Source organism: Bacteroides stercorirosoris, assembly GCF_900142015.1.
Classification (GTDB): Bacteria; Bacteroidota; Bacteroidia; order Bacteroidales; family Bacteroidaceae; genus Bacteroides; species Bacteroides stercorirosoris.
On the sequence record NZ_FQZN01000012.1, the window covers coordinates 1 to 23,598 of the forward strand.

A 23,598-nucleotide genomic window follows, 5' to 3' on the forward strand; every position below is an offset into this window, starting at 1 on the left:
TGATCTAACTGGTCCCACTGTCTGTATGCGCTGATAAACTCCTTGTACTGTGAAGTTAACTGTTTACCCTTTACCCCATAAGCATCTGCAATGGAGCTTATGCTGGCCGCGGTAGTTTCAATCTTCTTCTTTTAAAAAAGCAACGAACTCAGGAGTGAGTTTCGTCCCTTCGGTCGTAAGATCATCGTAGGTATAGGAAAACGTTTCCCCGGTAGCTTTGTCATACCAGCGACGACGTCTTACGTGGAGATAAACAGGTTTGCCACGCAGAGGAAAGTCCTGAATCACTTTCTCATCAGTAAAACCATGTGAGATCACAGTTCCACTCTTGTAATCTGAACGTTCCATGTAGTGTTTTTCATCAAGCCAAACTTCGATTTTGACAGAGTCGTCATGCCAACCGGAGATCTCGAAATACTCCATTAAAACTTCGGGAAAGATGACTCGTAGTAACTTATGTAGGTTGCGATTGGAAGGCATTGGGCAGATAATTTTAATTTGAACGCAAAGATAGTTCACTTGCGCGTATTAACATAACATATCCACAGGGTTTTCGGACTGACCCAAATCTTCTGTGTAAGATGCAACAACAGGAGGCATTTATCTGTTTTTATTATATAGTTTCACTCTCATCATGAACAATTGGAAGAAAAAGTTTATCATCATATGGAGCGGGCAACTATTTTCTATATTAAGTAGCTCCATTGCCCAGTTCTCTATCGTCTTATGGATTAGTCTCAAAACGGGTTCAGCGGAAGTTTTGTCCTTTGCCATGATTGCCGCACTATTGCCACAAGCCCTTCTGGGGGCATTTGCAGGAGTATACGTTGACCGTTGGAACCGGAAATGGACAATGATTGGTGCGGATAGTTTCGTTGCGCTATGTTCCGGCATTATTGCTTTGTTGTTTTATCTGGATATAGTGGAATTGTGGCACATATATTTGCTGTTGGCGCTCCGCTCCATCGGGGGAGCATTCCATTCACCTGCGATGAAATCGTCGGTTCCGCTGCTGGCACCGGAAAAGGAATTGACGCGTATTGCGGGCATTAATCAGGCCATTCAGTCCATTTGTAATATTGGCGGTCCGGCGCTGGGAGCGGTTCTGTTGCTGGCGTTTGACATGAGTGTTGTCATGTTGCTGGATGTGGCGGGAGCAATCATAGCTTGTACTGCCCTTCTGTTTGTTTATATTCCGAATCCGAAGAAAGAAAATATTTCAGCTAAAAGTGTTGTGAACGATATGCGTGACGGATTCCGGGTTATCATGCAGAACAGAGGAGTCAGTTGGGTGATGGTTACGGAGATACTGATTACTTTCTTTGTGATGCCGGTGGTTGCCCTGATGCCATTGATGACATTGCACACTTTCTCGGGAACAGCTTATCAGATTAGTCTGATAGAAACGCTTTTCGGTGCAGGCATGTTGGGTGGCGGAGCATTACTGGGGATTTGGAATCCCAAAATCAGGAAGATACTGATGATCGCATTCTCTTATGCCATACTGGGGCTGGCACTGGCTTTGTGCGGGATGCTTCCGAGTACGGGGTATGTGTTCTTTGCCATACTGACGGTGATGCAAGGACTGATTGTCCCGTTTCTTTCCGGGCCGTTTACTTCTTTATTGCAGACGCAGTTCAAGCCGATTTATCTGGGACGTGTGTTTTCATTGTTCGATAGCATAAGTTTGTTCCCTTCTATTTTCGGGTTATTCGTAACGAGTTTCGTTGCGGATGCTTTGGGAATAGGGAATATATTTATCTATTGCGGGGTTGCTATTGCACTGACGGCTATTCTGATGATGTGTATTCCTTCTGTGAGGAATCTGGAGAAGGATACTTGAAGTCTATTTCTTTCTTCCGCAACATTTCGAAGTCCTCTTCTCTCATTCCGATGTCATCCAAAGGACGCGGCTCGTTGTGGTCGTTCAAGTAAACTCTGGGTTTCTCTGTGTAAAGAGGGCTTGCAACAGACAGACTGTCATTCCGGTATGGAGTTTCTATTCCGGCCAGTTCCATCATAGTCTGGAAAAAGGAAACACTGGAAGATATATTTTTCTGCCGGTTCATCGAGGCTGCTTCCTGTATTTCGGGATATGCAGCCTGATAGCTGCCGGACGTCCATAGCAGGAATGGAACGTGCAACTGATAATAAGAGGGAACCGGCGACGCATGAAGGAACAGGTGCCGGTTGTCATCGAAGATATCTTCTCCGTGGTCGGACGTATAAAGCATGGCAGCATCCACTTTTTGCTCTTTCAGCAAATGGATGACACGTGCCAGAAAATCATCCGTATAACGAATGGAGTTATTGTATGCATTTACCAGATTATCCTTGTATTTCACTTCTGCATCCACCGGAAAATCCGGTAAGAAAAAGGCGTGATTTTCAGGATACCGTTCCCGGTAATTGAAGTGTGAGCCATACGTGTGTAATACGATAAACTGTTTCCGGTTCTCTTTTGCAAGTTCCTTCTCTACCAGCTTCAGAAGTTCGTCATCAGATGGATTGTATTTGAAACCTTGGGAGTCTTCTTTGATGAAATCATAAGTATCAGCTTCCATTCCGAAGAAATCAATAAAAGAATGATTATAGCGCTGGTTTGAGAAAAAAGCAGTCTGAAAACCTGCTTCCTTAAAAGCGGTAATGATGCTTTTCTGATAATAAATTGAGTCGAAGTTACAGGCAGAAACCTGAGAAAGCAACATGGGGACACTCTTGTGCGTAGTGTTTGATTCCGTCAGGACATGACAAAAAGAGGTGATGCCATCCATATTGGAAAGCTGGGGATTGGTCTCCCGGTCGTAACCGTAAAGACTCCAGTTCATGGCACGGGAGGTTTCACCAACCACCATGATGTAAATTTCCCGTTTGTCTTCAGGATGAGTAGCCCGTGCCTTGAAAGTGAAATTTTCTGAGGTTTGATGATAGGTTCGCGTCTGCGCATTGCGTTGGAATGCAAGGAAGACGTTGTAACAGACATTGGCCGGATACAAATCTGATTTCAATTCATAACGTGCATCCAGCCCATAAGCGGCGCCCAATGATATGAAGCCGATGACTAAAGCTGCCAATGCTCTTTTTCGTTCACGGCGGATGAATACCGGAGAGAGTTTCCGCTTCTTTATGATAGAAATTGCCGCCAGAATCAAGGCAGGGATATAGAGGATAATAACGCTTACCAATGCTGGAATAAGATTGTCCAGCAATTCCATCGCTTCGCTTGAATTGGTAGTGACCAGATTCAGGAACATATCCACGGCAATTATGGATTGTCCGAAGAGATATAGAAGTACTATCTGGAAAGCACCGAAAAAGATAAAGAGGAAAAGTATCCAGAACATCTTTCCGCAATTTTTCGATAAGGTCATCAACAGATAATAGAAAGCGAACGGCAACAGTACATTACATACTTTTGCCACCACCGGCATCGGCTCTGTAAAACAGAGGATGATATTGGGTACTATCAAGATAATCAAGAACAAATAGAATAAGTGTTCCTGATTGTCCAACCATTGTTTTATGTTTCTAAAAAGCTTCATTGATATTAAATATAAATCCGGTCTGGCCTTTTCCAAACCCTAAGTCTAATCTTACATTCACTCTCTTCTTGAATTCCCATCTATAACCAAAACCATAGTTAGGAAGAATATGTTTTGTTTCAAACTCGGAAAATTTAGGAAATACAGTACCCGCTCCCACCCATACGGCCACACCATTCCGTTTCCATACGTGCTGGCGAAGCTCCAATTGGGCATCCATGGAGCATTTGTCGCGGTAACGTCCTTCATAATAACCGCGCATTGCATAGGAACTGCCTAATGTTGCCATCAATCCCCAAGGAGGATTACCGTAGTTCAGCAATGCATGAAATTGTCCTGCCAGTACTCCCCCTTTCCATACGGGATGATAATAACTGGTAGTCAGTTCTGTGCTGCTAAAGGCATATTTGTTTCCCAGAAATGCGGGGCTGAAACGCTGGTCGATCCTCAGATAATAGCCGCTATAGGCATTGGTGAGGAAGTCTCGTGAATCATAGAGCAGCGAAAAACCGAGGCTTATATTCGTAGTCCGTGCTTTCATGCCTTCCCACAATTCGGGTTTCTCAAAGTCATGGCCATAAATATAGTCGAAGACTGCCATCGGGCCGATATAGAAGTTTTTGGCTATCCGCGTCATGAAGTCTACCTTGACTTGTGCCTGAAAACGGTCGTATTCACTCTCGTTGTCATCATTGGAACCGTTATCGTATCCTTTTCCCCAATACAAACTGGGAAATGAGTAAAAATATAAGTTGTAATTCAGGCGATACTTATCTTGCGGGAAAAGATGGTTTCCGCGTATGCCTAATAGATAGAATCCCACTGTAGAGACATCTCCATATAAGGATACGTTAGACGGCGGAAGGATAGAGTCGTTATGGTCTGTCCGATATAGTCCGGCGGCTACCAGACCGATACCAAACTTGGTATCACTGGAATAATGAGGCCCGCCAATGACGCTGAAATCAAACTTCTTGTTCTTTTTCTCTTTATTGGCATCGTTGAAATAATCCAGGAATTTTTTGAAAAAACTTCTTTTTTGTGGCAGTGAATCAGTCAGGGAGACAGAAGATGCGACCGGAACGTCTGTTCCTGTGGAGCCCGTTTGCGCCCATATATCGGCCCTTGTCATCAACAACAGTACCGGTAATACCCATTTCATTAGTTTAGTGTCCATAATCTTACCTCTGGAAAACTCCTTCGGCAAATTTAGTTTTATTTTTAATTCTATTAAAACAATATTGAAGAGTATTTTGTTCAAACTTATTCCTTTTTAACACTAATAAGAAAATGTGATGAAGGAAAAGGAAAAAATGACTATAAATGATATAGTCGGGAAAAATCCGAACTTTCTTCTTTCTGTAATGTTATTCTTTCATAACGAATAACTGACTCATTATGAAAACAAAAATGGATATTCCCGATAAAGAAGGACGGAAACGGCTTGTTATTGTCGGTGGTGGCTTCGGTGGATTGAAGTTAGCACGAAAATTGAAAAGCAATAAGTTCCAGATAGTACTGCTGGACAAAAACAATCACCATATTTTCCAACCTTTACTCTACCAAGTGGCAACGGCCGGTATTGAGCCCAGTGCCATCTCATTCCCCTTCCGCAAGATCTTTAAAAGAAGAAAACATTTCCATATACGCATTTGTGAGGCACAACGGGTCATTCCCGAAGATAATATTCTGGAGACTTCTATCGGGAGTCTTTCTTATGATTATCTGGTGGTTTCTACCGGATGCCGTACCAATTATTTCGGTAACGACGGACTTTCCCAACGTACAATGGCACTGAAAAACACAGCGGAAGCCTTGTTTAATCGTAACCAGATATTGGAAAGTTTTGAGAAAGCCCAGAATACAAGTAACCGGGAAACAAGGAAACGCCTGATGACATTTGTCATTGTAGGTGGCGGTGCTACCGGTATCGAACTTTCCGGTGCATTGGCGGAAATGAAGAAGTTTGTTCTTCCGCAAGATTATCCCGATCTTGACATGAATCTTATGCGTATCATCCTGGTGGATGGCGCTCCCCGCCTTCTTTCTGCTTTTTCTGAAAAATCATCGGAAGAAGTTGCAGATTATCTGCTGAAACGGGACGTAGAAATCAGAACAAGTGTACAGGTTACAAACTATGAAAATGGTGTAATGACACTCAATGATGGTAATACGCTAGAAACAATGAATGTCTTTTGGGTTGCAGGCGTAAGAGCCAACAGTATAGAAGGATTGGCAAAAGAGGCTTATGGCCCCGGCAATCGTCTGCAAGTGGATGTTTATAACCGCGTTCAAGGTTATTCTAATATCTTTGCCATCGGTGACACGGCGCTTATGATTACTCCGGAATACCCGAAAGGTCATCCGCAGGTGGTGCAACCTGCCATTCAACAGGCGCATAACCTGATTGCTAACCTGGACAGAAGAGAACGCGGACTTGAAATGCAACCGTTCGCTTATCACAATAAAGGTTCTATGGCTACCATTGGCCGCAATCATGCTGTTGTGGAATTGAAGAAGTTGCGCTTTGGCGGTTTTCTGGCATGGGCAGCTTGGCTATTTATCCACTTGATGAGTATAGTCGGAGTTAAAAACCGATTATTTATTTTCGTGGATTGGATGTGGAGTTACTTCACATACGATCCTTCCTTGCGTGTAATTATAAAACCTTTGCGCAGAGATAAACCATAATCCCTTATACATTGTTATATAAAATATAACTATTAAAAACGAACGACTATGTTTTATAGATTTTTATTTCCGTCGAAACCGGATGGTGCAGCTGCATCTACTATATTATTGATTGTGAGAATTGTATTTGGTGTCTTATTGATGAACCATGGTATTGAAAAATGGGCAAACTATCAGGAACTATCCGCCGTATTTCCTGATCCGTTGGGTATAGGCAGTCCTCTTTCATTAGGTCTGGCAATATTTGGTGAAATGGCTTGCTCGATGGCGTTTATCATCGGTTTTCTTTATCGCCTGGCAATGTTGCCGATGATTTTTACAATGGGAGTGGCCTTTTTCGTGGTTCACGGAAGCGACCCGTTTGCTGTCAAAGAATTGGCTTTTGTATATTTGGTAGTGTTTGTGCTGATGTACATTGCTGGCCCCGGAAAGTTCGCTGTAGACCATTGGTTGAGCAAGACTTTTGCTCCTAAAAAGGCTTAAAATTGCTTGTCCTGTTTTACTGGAAAATTGTTTTTATCCCAAAAACTGGCGAATTTTCACAAAAACAACTTATATTTGCCAAACAGAAAAAAGAGTTAAACTCAAAACTCAGTATAACAAAAGAAAGTAATTTATGAAAAAGAGTAATTTGAAACTGGCCGCAACAGTGATGATTTGTGGCGCTTTTCTTTTCAGTTCTTGTATCGGTTCTTTCGGACTGCACAGCAAGTTGGTTAATTGGAACCAAAGCATTGGTACAAAGTTTGTAAATGAACTTGTTTATCTGGCTTGCAACATTATTCCCGTATACCCTGTCTGCTATTTGGCAGATGCATTAGTAATCAACTCCATTGAGTTTTGGAGTGGTTCCAATCCGATGGCTAACGTGGGAGACGTGAAGAAAGTGAAAGGTGAAAATGGAAACTATCTCGTAAAAACATTGGAGAATGGTTACTCTATCACTAAGGAAGGTGAAACTACTGCTATGGAGTTGGTTTACGACAAGGAACTGAATACCTGGAATGTTGTAGCAGAAGGTGTGAGCACAGAATTGCTGCAAATGAATGGTGACGGTACTGCACAGATGTATCTGCCGAATGGTGAAGCAATGAATGTAACATTGGATGCACAAGGCGTAGCTGCTGCTCGTCAGGCAACAATGGTTGACACTTATTACGCTGCAAGATAGTTGGAGAAGTTGAGAGTTGTCATGCGGCATATATTGCGCAGCACAACTCTCAACTCCTTAAAAAGGATATCCCACTGCAAAGTGAAAAGCGAAATCACGTCCGAAATCGGGATGTGTAATTGGAAAACGTTTTTTCCCTTTTTCGGGATTAACCGCTTTCATACCTCCATCAAAACGAAGTACAAAGAAATCCAGGTCGAGACGTAATCCCAATCCATAAGCCACTGCTATCTGCTTATAAAATGTATCAAATCTGAACTTACCGCCCGGTTGGTCTTCATATTCACGAAGCGTCCAGATATTTCCCGCATCTACAAATAGTGCACCTCTGAATTTCCAGAACAGACGTGTACGATATTCAATACTGGCATCCAGCTTGATATCTCCCGATTGATTAAGAAAGTTACCGTCACCTGCGAAAGAGCCGGGCCCCAGACTGCGTACCGACCAGCCGCGCACGCTGTTTGCACCACCTGAAAAGTAACGTTTTTCAAAAGGAATCACCCGCGCATTTCCGTAAGGAATGGCAATACCGCCTCCGATGCGGAATGCTATGGAGTTACGGTTGTCAATGACAATATTCTTGGCAAAGTCCAAATCACCTTTTATATATTGCGCATACGGAATATTCAATATGGTATATTCATCTTTATCATTCTTTTTTAGATTGCTCATCTTGGAAATGGCATATAACAGATTACCTGCCGACTCGAAGTTGAAGCGTATGCTGTAAGAATTTCCAATAACCGCATTGTTCATCAATGCCTGTCCGGCACTGTTATATGTATAGCTGTAACCAGTACGGACAATCAGGCGGTCTTCATAATTGTACTTCAGAATATAGTTTTGTTCTTTATCTAAAAATTGTTCTCTAAATTCCGGTTCTATCCAAGGCATATACAAGTAGTTGATATCCAACAGATCGATGCGGTGCTGGGAGCGTTGTCGTTGTAATCCCCATTTATAGCTCCATGAAGCTGAAGCGACAATACGGGTAAATTCCGGACGCATCTGATAATTGTACTGTACACCGAACTCGGTAGTTGCCCGTATTTTCCGCTTGAAGTCATTGGATAAGAACGGGAACATGAAGCGGGGAAAATTAATACTGCTCTCCACTCCGAGTTCCGTATAATTATTATGCCCGTAACCCAACCCTGAAACAGCTTCATAAGCTCCGCGAAGCTTGACCAGGAATGTCTCGGATCCTCTGAACACATTACGGTTCTGGAAAGAAACAGAGGCTGCAGCTCCTAAGTCTCCGGCAGAATTGGTGCCTTCCAGTTCGAAAGAAACAGCCTGATGCTTATTCTTCGTCAGCATTACGTAAGTATTCAGCTTTGTACTATCCCCTACCTGTGTTTCAAAGAAGCGGATATTCGTATATTTCAGCACTGGCAGACGTCCGAAATTAGAGTAAGTGCGCTGTACTTCCGATTCATTGTAAAGTTCTCCCGGAGTTATGCGCAGATTGTCACTCAGCACTTTGGGACGCAAATATAGTCTGTCTTTATAATAGATAGGGATTCCTTTGTAGTGTATCGAGTCATTGACTTCGACACTGCTCAAAGCAGATGTTTGCAAAACGTTGTAGTCCGTAATGAAATTCACCTTATTAATGGAGTACTGAGGATGATTCCGAAGCTCATCGTCGGAATGCTGCCTATAGCGTGCAAGGTGCAGAGTGAGGTCTACTTGATGGGTACCACGCACCGTATCCGCTGTATAAGAGATATAATCCTTGTTGAATTTATAATATCCATTCCGGAGCAGATTGTTGGTGATACGCTGGCGCTCGCTATCCAGAATATTGACATTAAAGTACATACCTTCGGAGAGGTAAGTAGACGAAGAGTCTTTCTGCATATATTCCCATACTTTTTCGTCCGGAACATCATATTTCAGGCTGCGAATGATATACGGTTCACCGGTAGTCACCTTGTACGCCAGTTTCAGCTTTTTCTTTTTTATTTTCGGAATGTACTCCACGGTGGCACTCATATATCCCATATTCTGAACCGCTTTCATCATTTCTTCACGCGAACGTTCAGTCTTTTCCTTACTGTAAAGCACCGGTGCATCTCCCAGCCTGCGCAACGCACGGTTTACCCAACGAGTAGAATCCCGCCCTGACCAGTTGTAAACATACAACTGGGTCTTGATTAAACTAAACCATTTGGAATTAGGATTTTGCCGCACATATATGGACAAACTGGACGGCTTGACATTTTTACTATCGGTATGTATGCGCACTTCATCCAGCAAGTATGAGCCATCAGGCACATATTTGGTAGTCGAGCAGGAAGCCAATGTGAGTATGACAGCAGTAAGTATTACGTAATGGAAACCTTTCTTCATACCAGATTTTGTAAATTGCGCATAATTGACTACAAATATAAATCTATTTTTTCTTTTCCGAAATAAAAAACCGGATGAAGTGTGTTCCGTTTTTTGATTATATAGAAATAATCACGTACTTTTGCCAAACGATAACATTTAAATTATGGCATTAAGCAAGAACCGCATCAAATATATTCATTCGCTGGAATTGAAGAAGAACCGTAAAACGGAGAAAGTTTTTTTGGCCGAAGGGCCTAAACTGGTAGGTGATTTATTGGGACATTTTCCTTGCCGTTTTCTGGCGGCTACACCGGAATGGTTATCGCAATATTCCCAGCTTCCGGTGGAGGAGATTTCGGAAGTTTCCGCTGAAGACCTTTCCCGTGCCAGCTTGCTGAAAACACCGCAACAGGTGCTTGCCATATTCGAACAGCCGGAATATGAAACGGATGCTTCTGTTATCAATCACTCTCTTTGTCTGGCTTTGGACGATGTGCAGGATCCCGGAAATCTCGGCACTATCATCCGTCTGGCCGACTGGTTCGGCATAGAGCATATTTTTTGTTCTCCCAATACCGTAGATGTGTACAATCCTAAGACCATTCAAGCCACTATGGGCGGTATTGCCCGTGTGAAACTGCACTATACTCCCCTGCCCGACTTAATCCGCAGCTTGACTGACATTCCGGTTTATGGCACCTTTCTCGATGGAAAGAATATGTATGCGCAGCAATTATCCTCCAATGGACTGATAGTGATGGGGAATGAGGGTAATGGAATAGGAAAAGAAGTGGAACAACTTATTAATCGCAAACTCTATATCCCCAATTATCCGGCAGAACGGGAGACTTCCGAATCTCTGAATGTTGCAATTGCTACAGCAGTTGTCTGCGCCGAGTTCCGTCGGCAGGCTGCATCGTTGTAAAATCGAAAGGATAAAATAAATAGGGTATCAGCCCCGAAAGGAGCTTTTCTTTGCAGAAACTTTCCGGAACTTCCGTCAATATATCCTTCTGTTTCTGAAAGATGCCATGAGATTCTGCGGAAGAACTATCTCTTTCATCAAGCAAAGCAATCACTCCGGGAAACCACTCTACTCCTTCTATCTCTTCTGTCAGAGGAAAGGCAGATACAGCACTTCCTTGCTTCACTTCTACCACATATTGTTTGAGATAGCCATATCCGGGAATGAATATGAAATGTGATGCGTATCGTTTCATTCTCAAAGTTTATCTTTGCGGAATTGAAGGGTCTCAGGTTTTTCTACTTTTTTCAATGTAGGTTCCGAAACCGGACGAGGGCGTCCGACATCACGCCTACGTAAATTTCCGTCTAATTTTTCTTCTTTCTGCTCTATAGGCTTGACTTCCTCTTTCTTGAGTTCGGCACCGTCTTCTTTCTTTTCTATTTGGACAGAATCATTCTTGGCGAAAGATAAAGTATCCGTAGCATGATAGCGCATCAATGAAATGCGGTCGGTCAGCAGTGTATGAGTGACTTGCGTGGACGGGTAATAAATCGAACCACGTATTTCTTTGATTTCTCCCAAAGTATCAGCGTGGAGGGATATCGTCTCCATACCTGATTTATAGACTTTCTGAATATCACTGATGATACTGTCGTTCTTATAGACAACCTGCATAGCCATGACAGGAGCATACATGGAATCCACTGTGCCATTATGGAAACGGAAACGTACGTTCCACCGCAGGGTGTCGCGATCTTTGAAATTAGTATCTGAAGGTAATACGAAAGTAATCTTATTATCCATCGGCATACCTGTCAACTGATAGATGCATTGCCATGCCCATACATCAATACTGTCACCCGGAAGGCTTTCCTTCGGCTTGTTGTCACGTATGGAGATTAAATGGTCGATGCTGCTTCGCTCGGCTTTCAGCCTTGTGTTTACTTTCTCATAAATTTTGGTGAGAACATCCGGATTACGCGTAAACCAAACCATGGAGGAATCAAAAACAGCTTGTGTGATGCCATGTTTTTTGAACACCGATTCAATGTACAATACCCTTTTATAACTATCGGTATAAGGGACTTCCTCTCCCATAGCTTTCGCTATATGATAGTCATAAAGTACATTTTCCATTTTAGCATCTGAAATAACCACCTTAGGTCTTTTCACCTGGCAGGCGGTAAAACAGAATGCTAACAGGAATATATTAAGCCATTGAATTCGATGCAAACCTCTCATGATTTCTTTATTGCATGATAAGAATCATTCAAATATTTGCTGTAAAACAGCAACAGAGCAATGATACCGCAACTGATAGCAGCATCGGCAAGATTGAATATCGGGCTGAAGAATATGAAATGTTCCCCGCCTACAAACGGCATCCATTGAGGCCAGTTTGTGTCGATAATAGGGAAATAAAACATATCCACCACTTTTCCGTAGAATAACGGAGCATATCCCCCACCTTCGGGCATGAATGAAGCTATCTGCGAATGCGTACTTTCGTTGAACAACACACCGTAGAATACACTATCGATGATATTCCCCAACGCTCCCGTAAGAATGAGAGACACACATATGATATACCCCATCTTCAAGCCTTGTTTTATGATCCTTACCAGATACCAACCTATCGCTGCTACCGCAACGATACGGAACAAGGTGAGAAAAAGTTTGCCGAATATTTCCATACCGAACGCCATACCGTTATTCTCGGTAAAATAGATATAGAACCAATCTGTAACGCGAATACTTTCATGCCAGTACATATGCGTTTTGATGTATATCTTGATTATCTGGTCGATAATCAGTACCGAGAATATAACGAGCAGTGCAATACGGCCCTTCGTAAGATATTTGTTCATCCTTACTTTTTACCGTTATTTTTGGCTTCAATGCTCAGCGTAGCATGAGGCACAGCACGCAAACGTTCGGCAGGTATCAACTTGCCGGTTTCACGACAGATGCCATACGTTTTGTTCTCAATGCGTACCAATGCGGCTTGCAACCCCTGGATAAACTTCAACTGACGTTGAGCCAGGCGCGTAGTTTCTTCTTTGGACAAGGTATTGGCACCTTCTTCCAAAACTTTGTACGTAGGAGACGTATCATCGGTATCGTTACCGTCGGCTCCAGTCAAACTGGCTTTCAACAATTCATAATCGCGTTGTGCCAATTCCAACTTCTCGTTAATAATGGAGCGGAATTCTTCCAATTCAGCATCCGAGTATCTAGTCTTTTCTGCCATAATAAAACGTGTTTTTTAGTAGTTAGTAGTAAGTAGTTGGTAGTAAGCAGAAAATGCTCCTATTTATAGTGCTTTCATTAGCAGTACATTTCTACTTACTACCAACTACTTACTACTAACTACTTTAAAAATTATTCTTTTACAACACTTACATACAGGGAGAAATCGTCAAAGTTAAGTTCTGTGCCGTTTTCCACCTCGTCTGTCAGCATCAGTGAGGTTCCTAAAACCTGGTTACAAATATACTCTTTATATTCGTTTACCGCATCATCTGTTTGCGGATTTTTTGATAATGTAATCTTTATTTTGTCCGTTATCTCCAAACCGCTTGATTTGCGGATATTTTGAATACGGTTCACCAGTTCACGTGCGATACCTTCGCGGCGTAATTCTTCGGTTACGGTAACATCCAGGGCAACAGTCAGTTTACCTTCGTTGGCCACCAGCCACCCCGGTATGTCTTCACTGAAGATTTCTACATCTGCAGCTTCTACCATCACGTCAGCACCATCCAGTTGCAAAGTATAAGAACCATTCTTTTCCAGTTCTGCGATAGCTTCCTGTGACAGTTCTGCGACAGCGGCAGCTACGGCTTTCATCTGTTTGCCGAACTTCGGCCCCATTTTCTTGAAATCACACTTAACTTTCTTCACCAGCACACCGGCAGCACCATCCACGAACTTAATATCCTTCACATTCACTTCGCTCATGATAAGCGCTTTTACTGCTTCAATGTGGGCACGTTGCTCTTCATCCATTACGGGTATCATGATACATTGCAGCGGTTGGCGCACTTTTATGTTCACCTTGCGGCGCAAAGCCAATACCATGGAAGTTACATCTTGTGCCATCTGCATACGGGCTTCCAATTCCTTGTCTATCATTTCCTCATTGTATTCGGGGAACTTGGCCAAGTGTACGGATACCGTATTGTCACGTCCTGTTGCAGTTACCAAATCTATGTAAAGCTTGTCAGCATAGAAAGGAGCGATAGGTGACATCAGTTTAGCAACGGTTTCCAGGCAAGTATACAGTGTCTGGTAAGCAGACAATTTATCCTGTGTAAATTCACCACCCCAGAAACGTTTACGGTTCAAGCGAACGTACCAGTTAGAAAGGTTGTCGTTTACGAAGTCGGATATCAAGCGACCGGCTTTGGTCGGCTCATATTCACTGTAACAAGTATCCACTTCCTTTACCAGCGTATTTAGTACGGAGAGTATCCAACGGTCGATTTCAGGACGTTGAGCCATCGGTACGTCAGCTTCCTTGTACTCAAATCCATCTACATTAGCGTATAGTGAGAAGAATGAGTATGTGTTATACAAGGTTCCGAAGAATTTGCGACGAACTTCCTCGATACCATCTACGTCGAACTTCAGGTTATCCCACGGAGAGGAATTGGTTATCATGTACCAACGCAAAGGGTCGGAGCCATATTTCTCGATGGCTGAGAACGGATCGACACCGTTACCTAAACGTTTGGACATCTTGTTGCCATTCTTGTCAAGTACCAGTCCGTTAGAGATGACAGCCTTGTAAGAGATGGTATCGAACACCATTGAAGCTATCGCGTGAAGCGTAAAGAACCAACCGCGTGTCTGGTCCACACCTTCCGCAATAAAGTCAGCCGGGAACACTTGGCGGCTATCCAGCAACTCTTTGTTCTCGAACGGGTAGTGGATTTGAGCATACGGCATAGCACCGGAATCAAACCATACGTCTATCAGGTCTGCCTCACGTTTCATAGGCTTACCGTCTTTAGATACGAGGATTACATCATCCACGTACGGGCGATGCAAGTCTATCTTATCATAGTTCTCTCCTGTATACTTACCGGGTACGAAACCTTTGTCCTTGTAAGGATTGGACTCCATCAATCCGGCAGCTACGGATTTCTCTATTTCGTTATAAAGTTCTTCAACTGAACCGATACAGATTTCTTCACTGTTGTCTTCCGTACGCCAGATGGGCAACGGAGTACCCCAGTAGCGTGAACGGCTCAGATTCCAGTCATTCAGGTTTTCCAGCCATTTGCCGAAACGTCCCGTACCGGTACTTTCCGGTTTCCAGTTGATGGTCTTGTTCAGTTCTATCATGCGGTCCTTGCAAGCGGTGGAACGGATGAACCAACTATCCAACGGATAATATAATACAGGTTTGTCCGTACGCCAGCAATGCGGATAGTTGTGCACATGCTTCTCTATCTTGAATGCCTGATTATTGGCTTTCATCATCATGCAGAGACTTACGTCAAGACTTTCATCCTGATCGGTCAGATTGGGGTCATAATCGTTTTTCACGAAACGGCCTGCATATTCTTTATATAAGTCTACGTTCACACGTTCTTTCACGAAATTCTCGTCCAGTTCATCCAGCAAGTAGAATTTACCTGTCAGGTCGACCATCGGGCGAAGTTCACCCTTCTTATTGATGAGCTGCAACGGCGGAACACCGGCGGCTTTTGCCACTTGGGCATCGTCTGCACCAAATGTAGGAGCGATATGTACGATACCTGTACCGTCTTCCGTAGTTACATAGTCACCCGGTATGACACGGAATGCACCTTCACCCGGGTTTACCCAGGGGATCAGTTGTTCATATTCCATGCCCACAAGCTCCGGACCTTTATATTCTGCTATTACTTTGAATGGAACCAGTTTATCACCCGGTTTGTAATCTTCCAGAGCGATGCCTTCCGCCTTTTTATTGAAGTGCGTATAAAGCAATGCTTTGGCAAGAACAACGGTGATTTTCTCTCCGGTATATCCGTTGTAGCTTTGTACGGCTACGTAGTCTATCTTTGGACCCACACACAAGGCAGTATTTGAAGGTAATGTCCACGGTGTAGTGGTCCATGCCAGGAAGTAAGGAGTCCCCCACTCCGCCATTTCCGGCTTCGGGTTCTTCATCTTGAACTGTGCCACGCAAGTCACATCCTTCACATCACGGTAACATCCGGGCTGGTTCAACTCGTGTGAGCTCAGTCCTGTACCGGCAGCGGGAGAATATGGTTGTATAGTATATCCTTTATAAAGATAGCCTTTCGTATACAGTTGCTTCAACAGCCACCACAATGTTTCAATGTAACGGTTATCGTAGGTGATGTAAGGGTCGGTCATATCCACCCAATAGCCCATCTTGTGAGTAAGCTCTTCCCATTCTTTGGTGAACTTCATCACGTCTTTTCGGCAGGCAGCGTTATAATCGGCTACAGAAATTGTCTTGCCAATATCTTCCTTGGTGATACCAAGCGCTTTTTCTACTCCTAACTCCACAGGGAGTCCGTGTGTATCCCAACCGGCTTTACGTTTCACCAGAAAACCTTTCATGGTTTTGTAGCGGCAGAAAATATCTTTGATGGAGCGAGCCATTACGTGGTGAATGCCCGGCATACCGTTGGCAGAGGGCGGTCCTTCATAAAATACGAAAGAAGGACAGCCTTCACGTTCTGTCATACTCTTGGCGAAAACCTGGTTCTCGTCCCATTTCTTCAACACTTCCGCGTTTACCTTTGAGAGGTCGAACTGCGAATATTCGGCAAACTTCTTACCCATCTTTATTTGCAATTTAACGATGTTACAATTTAACGATTCGAAGGTACTTTTCGATATGAAATAGTAACCCTCTTTATTTTAAGGGTGCAAAGTTACAAAAAAGTTAGAGAAAAGATATTATTGAATAGAAAAAAACAAAAAAACGCGCTGATTGAAGGCTTTAGGGAACCGTTGTTATCATTATAATGAAAATCTCAAATGATATGTATCAAACTGGATTTTCATTATAATGTTATTCCTTTTCATTTATCATTCTCTCCAATACTCCGGTCTACGCAAGGCGTCAGCACATTTTATCTTTCCTTTTCCTATGCTGAAACCACTTTCGCCAATTGGCTGAACCATCCAGTATTCACCCAGTTCGTCAGGAATATGATAAGGAGCCGGATAACCCAGACGTGTAGCATGTGGTAAAAATCCATATCGGGGATAATAATCCTTGTGCCCTAATACAAAGACAAGATTCGTTCCTTTTTCCTGCAACAACCTGATGCCTGCTTTTATCAATGCACCTCCTATGCCCCGGCATTGAAATTCGGGTTTTACAGCTAATGGAGCCAGAATGTACATTACCGGTTGCCTGGATTGCCCGTCAAAATATGCTCGGGTGAAAAGTATATGCCCGGCAGGCTGGCCGTTGTGCAGGGCAAGCAAGGATATCAGTGGTTTTCCACTCTCATCATCCAGTAAATTAGCTACTAATTCAGGTTCCTTTTTATTGCAGAATGCTTGTTCATGGATTTCCGTAATAGCATAAAAGTCTTCTATTTGGGTTTTTCTGATTTGAATATTATTTAAGCTCATGGTTTTAAATGTTTTATGATATAGACGGCACATAAGAATATACTTAGTTCCTATCTGCTATTTATAATATTATATTGGACATAGAAAAAAACTCGGACAGGAATGTGCCCAAGTAAAAAACGAATGGATAATCTGTAAGCAAGACTACAGATTATTTACCTCACGGAAATCTTCTTAGATTTAAACATAAAACATTTCTTATTGTTGCAAATATAAGCAATTGTTTTTGAATAAACAGACATTTATATATCAAATATTTCATTACTTTTGCCTGACACATTGATTATTCACCAAAACCTCAAAAATAATATGGATAAAGATTTAAAGAAAGTTGTAGTTCTTTTGGCGCATCCCAATATGGAAAATTCACAAGCCAACAAGACCTTGTTTGATGTTATAAAGGATATGGAAGAAGTGGCTGTATTCAATTTATACGAAATGCCAAGTGAAGACCTCCTTAACATGGATGCATGGAGCCGGATTATCTCTCATGCAACGGTACTGATCTATCAGTTCCCATTCTATTGGATGTCAGCCCCGTCTTTGCTGAAACAGTGGCAGGATAGAATTTTTACCTATTTGGCAAAAACTCCGGCGGTAGCTGGTAAACCTTTGTTAGTGGCCACTACTACGGGTTCCGAATTTGATGCATACCGGAGCGGGGGAAGAAATCGCTTCACGGTAGATGAATTATTGCGTCCCTATCAGGCAGGTGCTGTACATGCGGGAATGGTGTGGCAAACTCCTTTTGTGGTGTATGGTATGGGAACACCGGAAGCAGAAAAGAATATAGCCCAGGCAGCAGATTTATACAAGAAACGAGTATCAGCATTTATTAGTAAAGAGGCATCAGAGGACAACTGGTGATTATCAACGCGACAGCCTACGCCGGATAAATCCCGGCACAGACTGTCTGCGCTTGAACATATTCCATCTTATTTATAGGCATATAAGCTATTCCGCTGCAGCAACGAATTAAAGACTGCTGGTGATTCTTGTTAGTTTGCTAATAATCAATGGATAGCATTTACCGACAGCTTACTGCAAGATGTAAAAGCATTTACCGCCGTATGTAACGGTCTTTACCCTTTATTGTAACGCTCTTTACCTCGGTATGTAACGACCTTTACCTCGGTGTGTAAATGGAGTTACTATGTGGGGTAAACACAGTTATCATTTGGAGTAAACAGACTTTCCATACTATAGGATGATTTATTTTTTCATCTTCACCTCATACAAATCACTTCTCCTGTCTTTCAGATTGCGCACACTGCCATATGTATGCAATTCGTTCAATAAATCCAGGTCTACGTCAGAAACAAGAATCATTTCTGTATTTGGCGTAGCTTCCGCTCTCTTGCCGTCCGTAGGGAAAGCAAAGTCGCAAGGTGTAAATACTCCGGACTGGGCATATTGGATATCCATATTGTGCACACGCGGAAGGTTACCCACACTGCCGGCAATGACCACGAAACATTCATTCTCAATGGCACGCGCATGGGCACATACCTTCACCCGCGAATAAGCATTCTGTGTATCCGTCAGGAAAGGAACAAACAATATCTGCATTCCCTGGTCCGCCATGATCCGGGATAATTCGGGGAATTCCACATCATAACAGATCAGTACACCGATTTTGGCACAGTCCGTATCGAATGTCTGCAAAGCTTTTCCACCGCTCAATCCCCAACTTTTTATTTCATCAGGTGTCACGTGCAGCTTTTCGTACATCTCGTAGCTACCGTCGCGGCGGCACAGGAAACCGACATTATACAGTAATCCGTCTTCCTTGATAAGAGGCATACTACCCGTAATGATATTGATATTATAACTGATAGCCAGCTTAATAAACCGTTCCTTGATTTCTTCCGTATATGCCGCCAATCCCCGGATGGCCTGCGATTCACCTTCATTGTTGAATTTCGCCATCAACGGAGCATTGAAGTATTCGGGAAAAAGCACGAAATCACTCTTATAGTCCGACACAGCATCTACAAAGAATTCTACCTGCTCGAACAAGTCATCCAGAGTTTTATAGCTACGCATCTGCCATTGCACCAGACCGACGCGCACCGTCGTCTTAGGCGTCACATAATCCTGCGTCGGCTCCTGATAATAGATATTATCCCACTGCAACAGGCAAGCATAATGCTTGGACTCCTCATCATTGGGCAGATAATTACGCATCACCTTACGTACATGAAAGTCATTGGAGAGTTGGAAAGTCAGTACTGGGTCGAAGATTTCTTTTTGCTTCACCTTATCTATATACTCTTTCGGACGTATCTGGTCAGCATACTTGTGATAGTTGGGAATGCGCCCACCGAACATGATGGCTTTCAGATTCAGAGTTTCGCAAAGCTCTTTCCGATACTCGTACATACGGCGTGCCAGGCGCAGACCACGGTATTGGGGATGAATAAACACCTCAATGCCATACAGGATATTGCCTTTGGGGTTATGTGTATTGAAGCTTTCTTTCCCGGTCACCTGTGCATAGGTATGGTCATTCTTCACATCATCGTAATTCACAATGATGGAGAGTGCGCAGCCGACAATCTTCTCGTCCACTACTGTCACAATCTGTCCTTCGGGGAAAATCTTAATCAGTTTTTCAATTTGTTTGTGTGTCCAAAACACATCGCTGCCATCCGTATATACACGGGTGAATGATTGTGCCAATTGCTCATAGTCTTCTATCTGTAAATTACGCAATTGGACCTTGTTTATTTTCAATGAATCCATAGTGTTTCTCTGTTATTCCAGAATGTTAAATCCACTGCAAAGTTACAGTTAAAAATCACATATTGTCTTCGGAAGCATATATTTTTATGGTACAACCATTTTGTTGCAAAAATGCAGTAAGATTTTAACGCTTCCTTTAAAGATTTCTTTTTGCTTTTTATACTTTTGTGGCGTTTTCACCAAAGAACCCTTTTCTTATTTACTAAAAATTAAAAATCATGGCTAAAAAGATGTTATTTCTGTTAGTGCTTTTGCTTTCTTTTGAGGGAATGGTAAAAGCACAGGTAACTACTGCCGGAATGAGTGGTAAGGTCATGGCAGACGAAGAATCTGTCATTGGCGCTACAGTAGTAGCAGTACACGAACCCTCCGGAACCAGCTACGGTACTGTTACCAATGTAGACGGACGTTTTAGCTTCCAAGGTATGCGCACCGGTGGTCCGTACAAGGTGACAGTTTCTTATGTAGGTTACCAGACAGCAATATATACTGGCATCCAACTGCAACTGGGTGAAACTTATTCCTTGAATGTAACCTTGCACGAAGCTTCCGAGCTGCTGGGTGAAGTCACCGTGACAGCCAGCAAGTCAAAGTTCAGTGCCGAAAAGACCGGTGCTACCACCAACATCTCCACTGAACAACTGACTACGCTGCCAAGCATCAATCGTAGTCTGAGTGATTTCACACGTATTTCCCCCTATGCTTCCGGCAATACTTTCGGTGGTCGTGACGGGCGTTCCAACACCTTCACCGTGGATGGCGCTAACCTGAACAATAACTTCGGGCTTTCTTCTGAACTTCCGGGAGGAGGCAATCCTATTTCATTGGATGCCATTGATGAAGTGCAGGTGGTCATTGCTCCTTTTGATGTGCGTCAGGCTAACTTTATCGGTGCAGGAATCAATGCGATTACCAAATCGGGAACCAACACATATAAAGGAAGCGCTTATATGTACTTCAACAATGAAGTGATGCGTGGTAATAAAATCGGTGATACGGATTTCGGTGCACGTGCCGAAGAATCCAAGACCGTATATGGCGCCACTTTCGGCGGACCGATTATCAAAGATAAACTGTTCTTCTTTGCTAATGTAGAGTATGAAAAGAGTCCGCAACAGGTTGTAAAATGGCGTGCCGCCCAAGAAGGCGAAACTCCTAACAACTCCACTATCTCCCGTACCACAGCAGCGGATATGGCGGAATTCTCCCAAATACTGAAAGATAAATATGGTTATGACACCGGTTCTTTCACCAGCTTTCCTGCCGATATAACCAATCTGAAACTACTGGGGCGCATCGACTGGAACATAAACAAGGGAAACAAACTGAGCGTACGCTATAACTTCACCAACAACAAGACCTGGAATGCTCCCAATGGAAGTTCCGGTAACTTCGGATACCGTCTGGCATACAATCGTGTTTCTCAATATTCTATGTCATACGCAAATTCCTGCTATTCTCAGCAGAATATTGTAAACTCTGTTACCGCCGAATTAAACAGCCGTTTCACCTCCGCCATATCCAATCAGCTGTTGTTCACCTATAGCGATATGGCAGATGAACGCGGTACAAATTCCAGCTTATTCCCTTTCATCGACATCATGTACGGATATGACAAGGAGGGCGATCAGATTCTGGAACCATATATGACGGCCGGCTATGAATTGTTTACCTATAATAATAAGGTGAAGAATACAGTGATGACCGTTGTCGACAACTTCACCTACTACTTGGGTGCCCATAAACTAACAGCTGGAATCAGTTACGAGCGCCAAAAGGCGAGCAACTCCTATATGCGTAACGGAACAGGATATTACCGCTACTCCAGCTTCGAAGATTTCAAAAATGGAGCAGCCCCCGAATCTTTTGCTTTGGCTTATGGTTACAATGGAAATACAAAACCTTCTGCCGATGTGAATTTCGGCCAGTTGGGTGTCTATCTGCAAGATGAATGGAACATTCGCGATAACTTCAAGCTGACAGCGGGTATACGTATGGACAACTTGAGTTTCCTGAACGACCTGATGCGCAACCAGGCTATCTACGATTTGGATTTCAACGGTATGCATATTGATACAGGTGCATGGCCCGACAATAAACTGCAATTCTCACCGCGTCTGGGCTTCACCTGGGATGTATTCAATAATAAATCCTTGAAAGTACGCGGTGGCTCGGGATTCTTCACAGGGCGTATTCCTTTGGTATTCTTTACTAATATGCCTACCAATTCCGGTATGATTCAGAACTTGGTAAGCATTACCACCCGATATAAGGATGGCAAAGTTACAAGCCGTGATCCACGTTTAGATTTGCTAAAAGGAGGTATGATAACAGACGTAAACCAAATGATTTCCACATTAGGACTTCCAACCACCATCACCCCTGAAGAAGGTGTGTTGCCAAGTGGTATCGTAGGTATCGATCCGGATTTCAAGATGCCGCAAGTGTGGAAGACTTCCCTGGCTCTGGATTATCAGATACCTGTCTCCTTCCCTCTTAGCATTACATTAGAAGGTATGTTTTCCAAAGACATCAATGCCGTGCGCCAATACAACTACAATATAAAAAGCCCGGAAGATACATGGCAGCGTTTCAACGGTCCGGATGATCGCTATATCTACCCTGAAACGTATCTGGAACACACCAATATCAACAGTGCAAACGTATTGACCAATACCTCCAAAGGATGGGGCTGGACAGGCAATATCACCGTATTTGCCGAACCCGCAAAGAATCTGAATATCATGGCTGCCTACACGCATACCGAATCCAAGGAAATCAGTGGAATGCCCGGTTCCGATGCCAACTCTGCGTGGACAAATATGCCATCCATCAACGGCCCGAACAATTCTGGACTGATGCGCTCACGTTATGTTACTCCCGACCGCGTAATCGCTTCCATCAACTGGCGTGTACACGTGAACAAGAGAAACACTTCTAACTTCAGCCTCTTTTATAGCGGGTATTCTGCCGGAGGTTACAGCTTCATGTACACCAATGATATGAACGGTGACGGAGTGACGAACGACCTGATGTATATCCCCAAGACTAAAGATGAGATTAGATTCACAAGCCCTGAAGACGCGGATGCTTTCTGGAAATTCGTAAATCAGGATCCCTATCTCAAGAAACATAAAGGCGAATATGCCGAAGCCTATGCAGCACGCGCTCCGTGGGTACATCGCTTTGATTTCCGTTGGAGCCGCGACTTTTCTGTGAAAATAGGCAGAACACAGAACACGCTGCAACTCAGCCTGGACATTCTGAATGTGGGCAATCTGCTGAACAGCAAGTGGGGAGTGAACAAAAATATGTCCGTAGCCAATGGAGGACGAATTCTTACTTATGCGGGCAGGGATGAAAACAACACTCCTGTCTTCTCCATGTATAAGAACAGTGACAAAGAATATCCTACTGAGAGTTTCACCCGTAATCTGAATTACAGTGAATGCTGGAAGCTCCAGATAGGTTTGCGTTACATATTCAATTAGCACAAGCCTGTCACAAAAAAGAAAAGGTGCAACCGACTT

Annotated in this window: 18 protein-coding genes; 7 read left to right on the forward strand and 11 right to left on the reverse strand. The window is 43.3% G+C overall.

What is annotated here, in order from left to right; translation table 11 throughout:
- Nucleotides 1–117: 117 nt before the first annotated feature.
- Nucleotides 118–480 (reverse strand): ISAon1 family transposase N-terminal region protein, encoded by a 363-nt coding sequence (locus BUC01_RS10245; RefSeq protein WP_073313661.1) that lies wholly within the window; start codon nt 478–480, stop codon nt 118–120.
- Between the two features lie 154 nt (nt 481–634).
- Here BUC01_RS10245 and BUC01_RS10250 point away from each other — a divergent pair, with 154 nt between their 5' ends.
- Nucleotides 635–1,843, forward strand: a complete 1,209-nt coding sequence (locus BUC01_RS10250; RefSeq protein WP_025831378.1) for an MFS transporter — start codon at nt 635–637, stop codon at nt 1,841–1,843.
- Here BUC01_RS10250 and BUC01_RS10255 read toward each other — a convergent pair.
- Both BUC01_RS10255 and BUC01_RS10260 read right to left on the reverse strand, forming a co-directional pair.
- On the reverse strand, nt 1,791–3,542 hold the full coding sequence (locus tag BUC01_RS10255) for a phosphoethanolamine transferase family protein (protein WP_025831377.1): 1,752 nt from the start codon (nt 3,540–3,542) through the stop codon (nt 1,791–1,793). The two genes, BUC01_RS10250 and BUC01_RS10255, sit on opposite strands and share 53 nt — an antisense overlap.
- Nucleotides 3,529–4,719 (reverse strand): BamA/TamA family outer membrane protein, encoded by a 1,191-nt coding sequence (locus BUC01_RS10260; protein ID WP_025831376.1) that lies wholly within the window; start codon nt 4,717–4,719, stop codon nt 3,529–3,531. The genes BUC01_RS10255 and BUC01_RS10260 overlap by 14 nt, the downstream gene beginning before the upstream one ends.
- Nucleotides 4,720–4,940: 221 nt before the next feature.
- On the opposite strand from BUC01_RS10260, the gene BUC01_RS10265 reads away from it, so the two are divergent.
- From BUC01_RS10265 to BUC01_RS10275, 3 genes are all read left to right on the forward strand, one after another.
- Nucleotides 4,941–6,233 (forward strand): NAD(P)/FAD-dependent oxidoreductase, encoded by a 1,293-nt coding sequence (locus tag BUC01_RS10265; protein ID WP_073313664.1) that lies wholly within the window; start codon nt 4,941–4,943, stop codon nt 6,231–6,233.
- Between the two features lie 48 nt (nt 6,234–6,281).
- Nucleotides 6,282–6,716 (forward strand): DoxX family protein, encoded by a 435-nt coding sequence (locus BUC01_RS10270; protein ID WP_025831375.1) that lies wholly within the window; start codon nt 6,282–6,284, stop codon nt 6,714–6,716.
- Between the two features lie 133 nt (nt 6,717–6,849).
- Complete coding sequence (locus BUC01_RS10275; RefSeq protein WP_025831374.1) at nt 6,850–7,404, forward strand: DUF3332 domain-containing protein; 555 nt, start codon at nt 6,850–6,852, stop codon at nt 7,402–7,404.
- Nucleotides 7,405–7,461: 57 nt separating this feature from the next.
- On the opposite strand, the gene tamL is transcribed toward BUC01_RS10275, so the two are convergent.
- Nucleotides 7,462–9,762, reverse strand: coding sequence for a translocation and assembly module lipoprotein TamL (gene tamL / locus BUC01_RS10280; RefSeq protein ID WP_025831373.1), 2,301 nt, complete (start codon nt 9,760–9,762; stop codon nt 7,462–7,464).
- A gap of 145 nt (nt 9,763–9,907) precedes the next feature.
- Here tamL and BUC01_RS10285 point away from each other — a divergent pair, with 145 nt between their 5' ends.
- Complete coding sequence (locus tag BUC01_RS10285) at nt 9,908–10,669, forward strand: TrmH family RNA methyltransferase (RefSeq protein WP_073313667.1); 762 nt, start codon at nt 9,908–9,910, stop codon at nt 10,667–10,669.
- Here the strand turns inward: BUC01_RS10285 and BUC01_RS10290 are convergent.
- The 6 genes from BUC01_RS10290 to BUC01_RS10315 all read right to left on the reverse strand — a co-directional run bounded on the left by BUC01_RS10290 (nt 10,620) and on the right by BUC01_RS10315 (nt 17,323).
- Nucleotides 10,620–10,964 carry a hypothetical protein gene (locus BUC01_RS10290; RefSeq protein ID WP_034524233.1) on the reverse strand — a complete coding sequence of 115 codons (345 nt, stop codon included), beginning with the start codon at nt 10,962–10,964 and terminating at the stop codon, nt 10,620–10,622. The two genes, BUC01_RS10285 and BUC01_RS10290, sit on opposite strands and share 50 nt — an antisense overlap.
- Nucleotides 10,965–10,966: 2 nt before the next feature.
- A complete protein-coding gene (locus tag BUC01_RS10295; protein WP_025831371.1) occupies nt 10,967–11,953 on the reverse strand; it encodes a DUF4296 domain-containing protein in 987 nt (328 codons plus the stop codon).
- Nucleotides 11,950–12,579 (reverse strand): lipoprotein signal peptidase, encoded by a 630-nt coding sequence (locus BUC01_RS10300; RefSeq protein ID WP_025831370.1) that lies wholly within the window; start codon nt 12,577–12,579, stop codon nt 11,950–11,952. The genes BUC01_RS10295 and BUC01_RS10300 overlap by 4 nt, the downstream gene beginning before the upstream one ends.
- 2 nt (nt 12,580–12,581) lie before the next feature.
- Nucleotides 12,582–12,962 (reverse strand): TraR/DksA family transcriptional regulator, encoded by a 381-nt coding sequence (locus tag BUC01_RS10305; protein WP_025831369.1) that lies wholly within the window; start codon nt 12,960–12,962, stop codon nt 12,582–12,584.
- Between the two features lie 131 nt (nt 12,963–13,093).
- On the reverse strand, nt 13,094–16,519 hold the full coding sequence (ileS, locus tag BUC01_RS10310) for an isoleucine--tRNA ligase (protein WP_073313728.1): 3,426 nt from the start codon (nt 16,517–16,519) through the stop codon (nt 13,094–13,096).
- A gap of 249 nt (nt 16,520–16,768) precedes the next feature.
- Complete coding sequence (locus BUC01_RS10315) at nt 16,769–17,323, reverse strand: GNAT family N-acetyltransferase (RefSeq protein WP_025831368.1); 555 nt, start codon at nt 17,321–17,323, stop codon at nt 16,769–16,771.
- A 309-nt stretch (nt 17,324–17,632) separates the two neighbouring features.
- Here BUC01_RS10315 and BUC01_RS10320 point away from each other — a divergent pair, with 309 nt between their 5' ends.
- Complete coding sequence (locus BUC01_RS10320) at nt 17,633–18,190, forward strand: NAD(P)H-dependent oxidoreductase (protein WP_073313670.1); 558 nt, start codon at nt 17,633–17,635, stop codon at nt 18,188–18,190.
- Nucleotides 18,191–18,535: 345 nt separating this feature from the next.
- Here BUC01_RS10320 and BUC01_RS10325 read toward each other — a convergent pair whose 3' ends face one another.
- Complete coding sequence (locus BUC01_RS10325) at nt 18,536–20,068, reverse strand: carbon-nitrogen hydrolase family protein (RefSeq protein ID WP_025831367.1); 1,533 nt, start codon at nt 20,066–20,068, stop codon at nt 18,536–18,538.
- Between the two features lie 218 nt (nt 20,069–20,286).
- Between BUC01_RS10325 and BUC01_RS10330 the strand changes: the two genes are divergently transcribed.
- Complete coding sequence (locus BUC01_RS10330; protein ID WP_073313673.1) at nt 20,287–23,559, forward strand: TonB-dependent receptor; 3,273 nt, start codon at nt 20,287–20,289, stop codon at nt 23,557–23,559.
- The last annotated feature ends 39 nt before the right edge of the window (nt 23,560–23,598 follow it).

Coding starts and splice junctions, on each gene's coding strand:
- BUC01_RS10245 (WP_073313661.1), bottom strand. CDS start 480: ATGCCTTCCAATCGCAACCTACATAAGTTACTACGAGTCATCTTTCCC.
- BUC01_RS10250 (WP_025831378.1), top strand. CDS start 635: ATGAACAATTGGAAGAAAAAGTTTATCATCATATGGAGCGGGCAACTA.
- BUC01_RS10255 (WP_025831377.1), bottom strand. CDS start 3,542: ATGAAGCTTTTTAGAAACATAAAACAATGGTTGGACAATCAGGAACAC.
- BUC01_RS10260 (WP_025831376.1), bottom strand. CDS start 4,719: ATGGACACTAAACTAATGAAATGGGTATTACCGGTACTGTTGTTGATG.
- BUC01_RS10265 (WP_073313664.1), top strand. CDS start 4,941: ATGAAAACAAAAATGGATATTCCCGATAAAGAAGGACGGAAACGGCTT.
- BUC01_RS10270 (WP_025831375.1), top strand. CDS start 6,282: ATGTTTTATAGATTTTTATTTCCGTCGAAACCGGATGGTGCAGCTGCA.
- BUC01_RS10275 (WP_025831374.1), top strand. CDS start 6,850: ATGAAAAAGAGTAATTTGAAACTGGCCGCAACAGTGATGATTTGTGGC.
- tamL (WP_025831373.1), bottom strand. CDS start 9,762: ATGAAGAAAGGTTTCCATTACGTAATACTTACTGCTGTCATACTCACA.
- BUC01_RS10285 (WP_073313667.1), top strand. CDS start 9,908: ATGGCATTAAGCAAGAACCGCATCAAATATATTCATTCGCTGGAATTG.
- BUC01_RS10290 (WP_034524233.1), bottom strand. CDS start 10,964: ATGAAACGATACGCATCACATTTCATATTCATTCCCGGATATGGCTAT.
- BUC01_RS10295 (WP_025831371.1), bottom strand. CDS start 11,953: ATGAGAGGTTTGCATCGAATTCAATGGCTTAATATATTCCTGTTAGCA.
- BUC01_RS10300 (WP_025831370.1), bottom strand. CDS start 12,579: ATGAACAAATATCTTACGAAGGGCCGTATTGCACTGCTCGTTATATTC.
- BUC01_RS10305 (WP_025831369.1), bottom strand. CDS start 12,962: ATGGCAGAAAAGACTAGATACTCGGATGCTGAATTGGAAGAATTCCGC.
- ileS (WP_073313728.1), bottom strand. CDS start 16,519: ATGGGTAAGAAGTTTGCCGAATATTCGCAGTTCGACCTCTCAAAGGTA.
- BUC01_RS10315 (WP_025831368.1), bottom strand. CDS start 17,323: ATGAGCTTAAATAATATTCAAATCAGAAAAACCCAAATAGAAGACTTT.
- BUC01_RS10320 (WP_073313670.1), top strand. CDS start 17,633: ATGGATAAAGATTTAAAGAAAGTTGTAGTTCTTTTGGCGCATCCCAAT.
- BUC01_RS10325 (WP_025831367.1), bottom strand. CDS start 20,068: ATGGATTCATTGAAAATAAACAAGGTCCAATTGCGTAATTTACAGATA.
- BUC01_RS10330 (WP_073313673.1), top strand. CDS start 20,287: ATGGCTAAAAAGATGTTATTTCTGTTAGTGCTTTTGCTTTCTTTTGAG.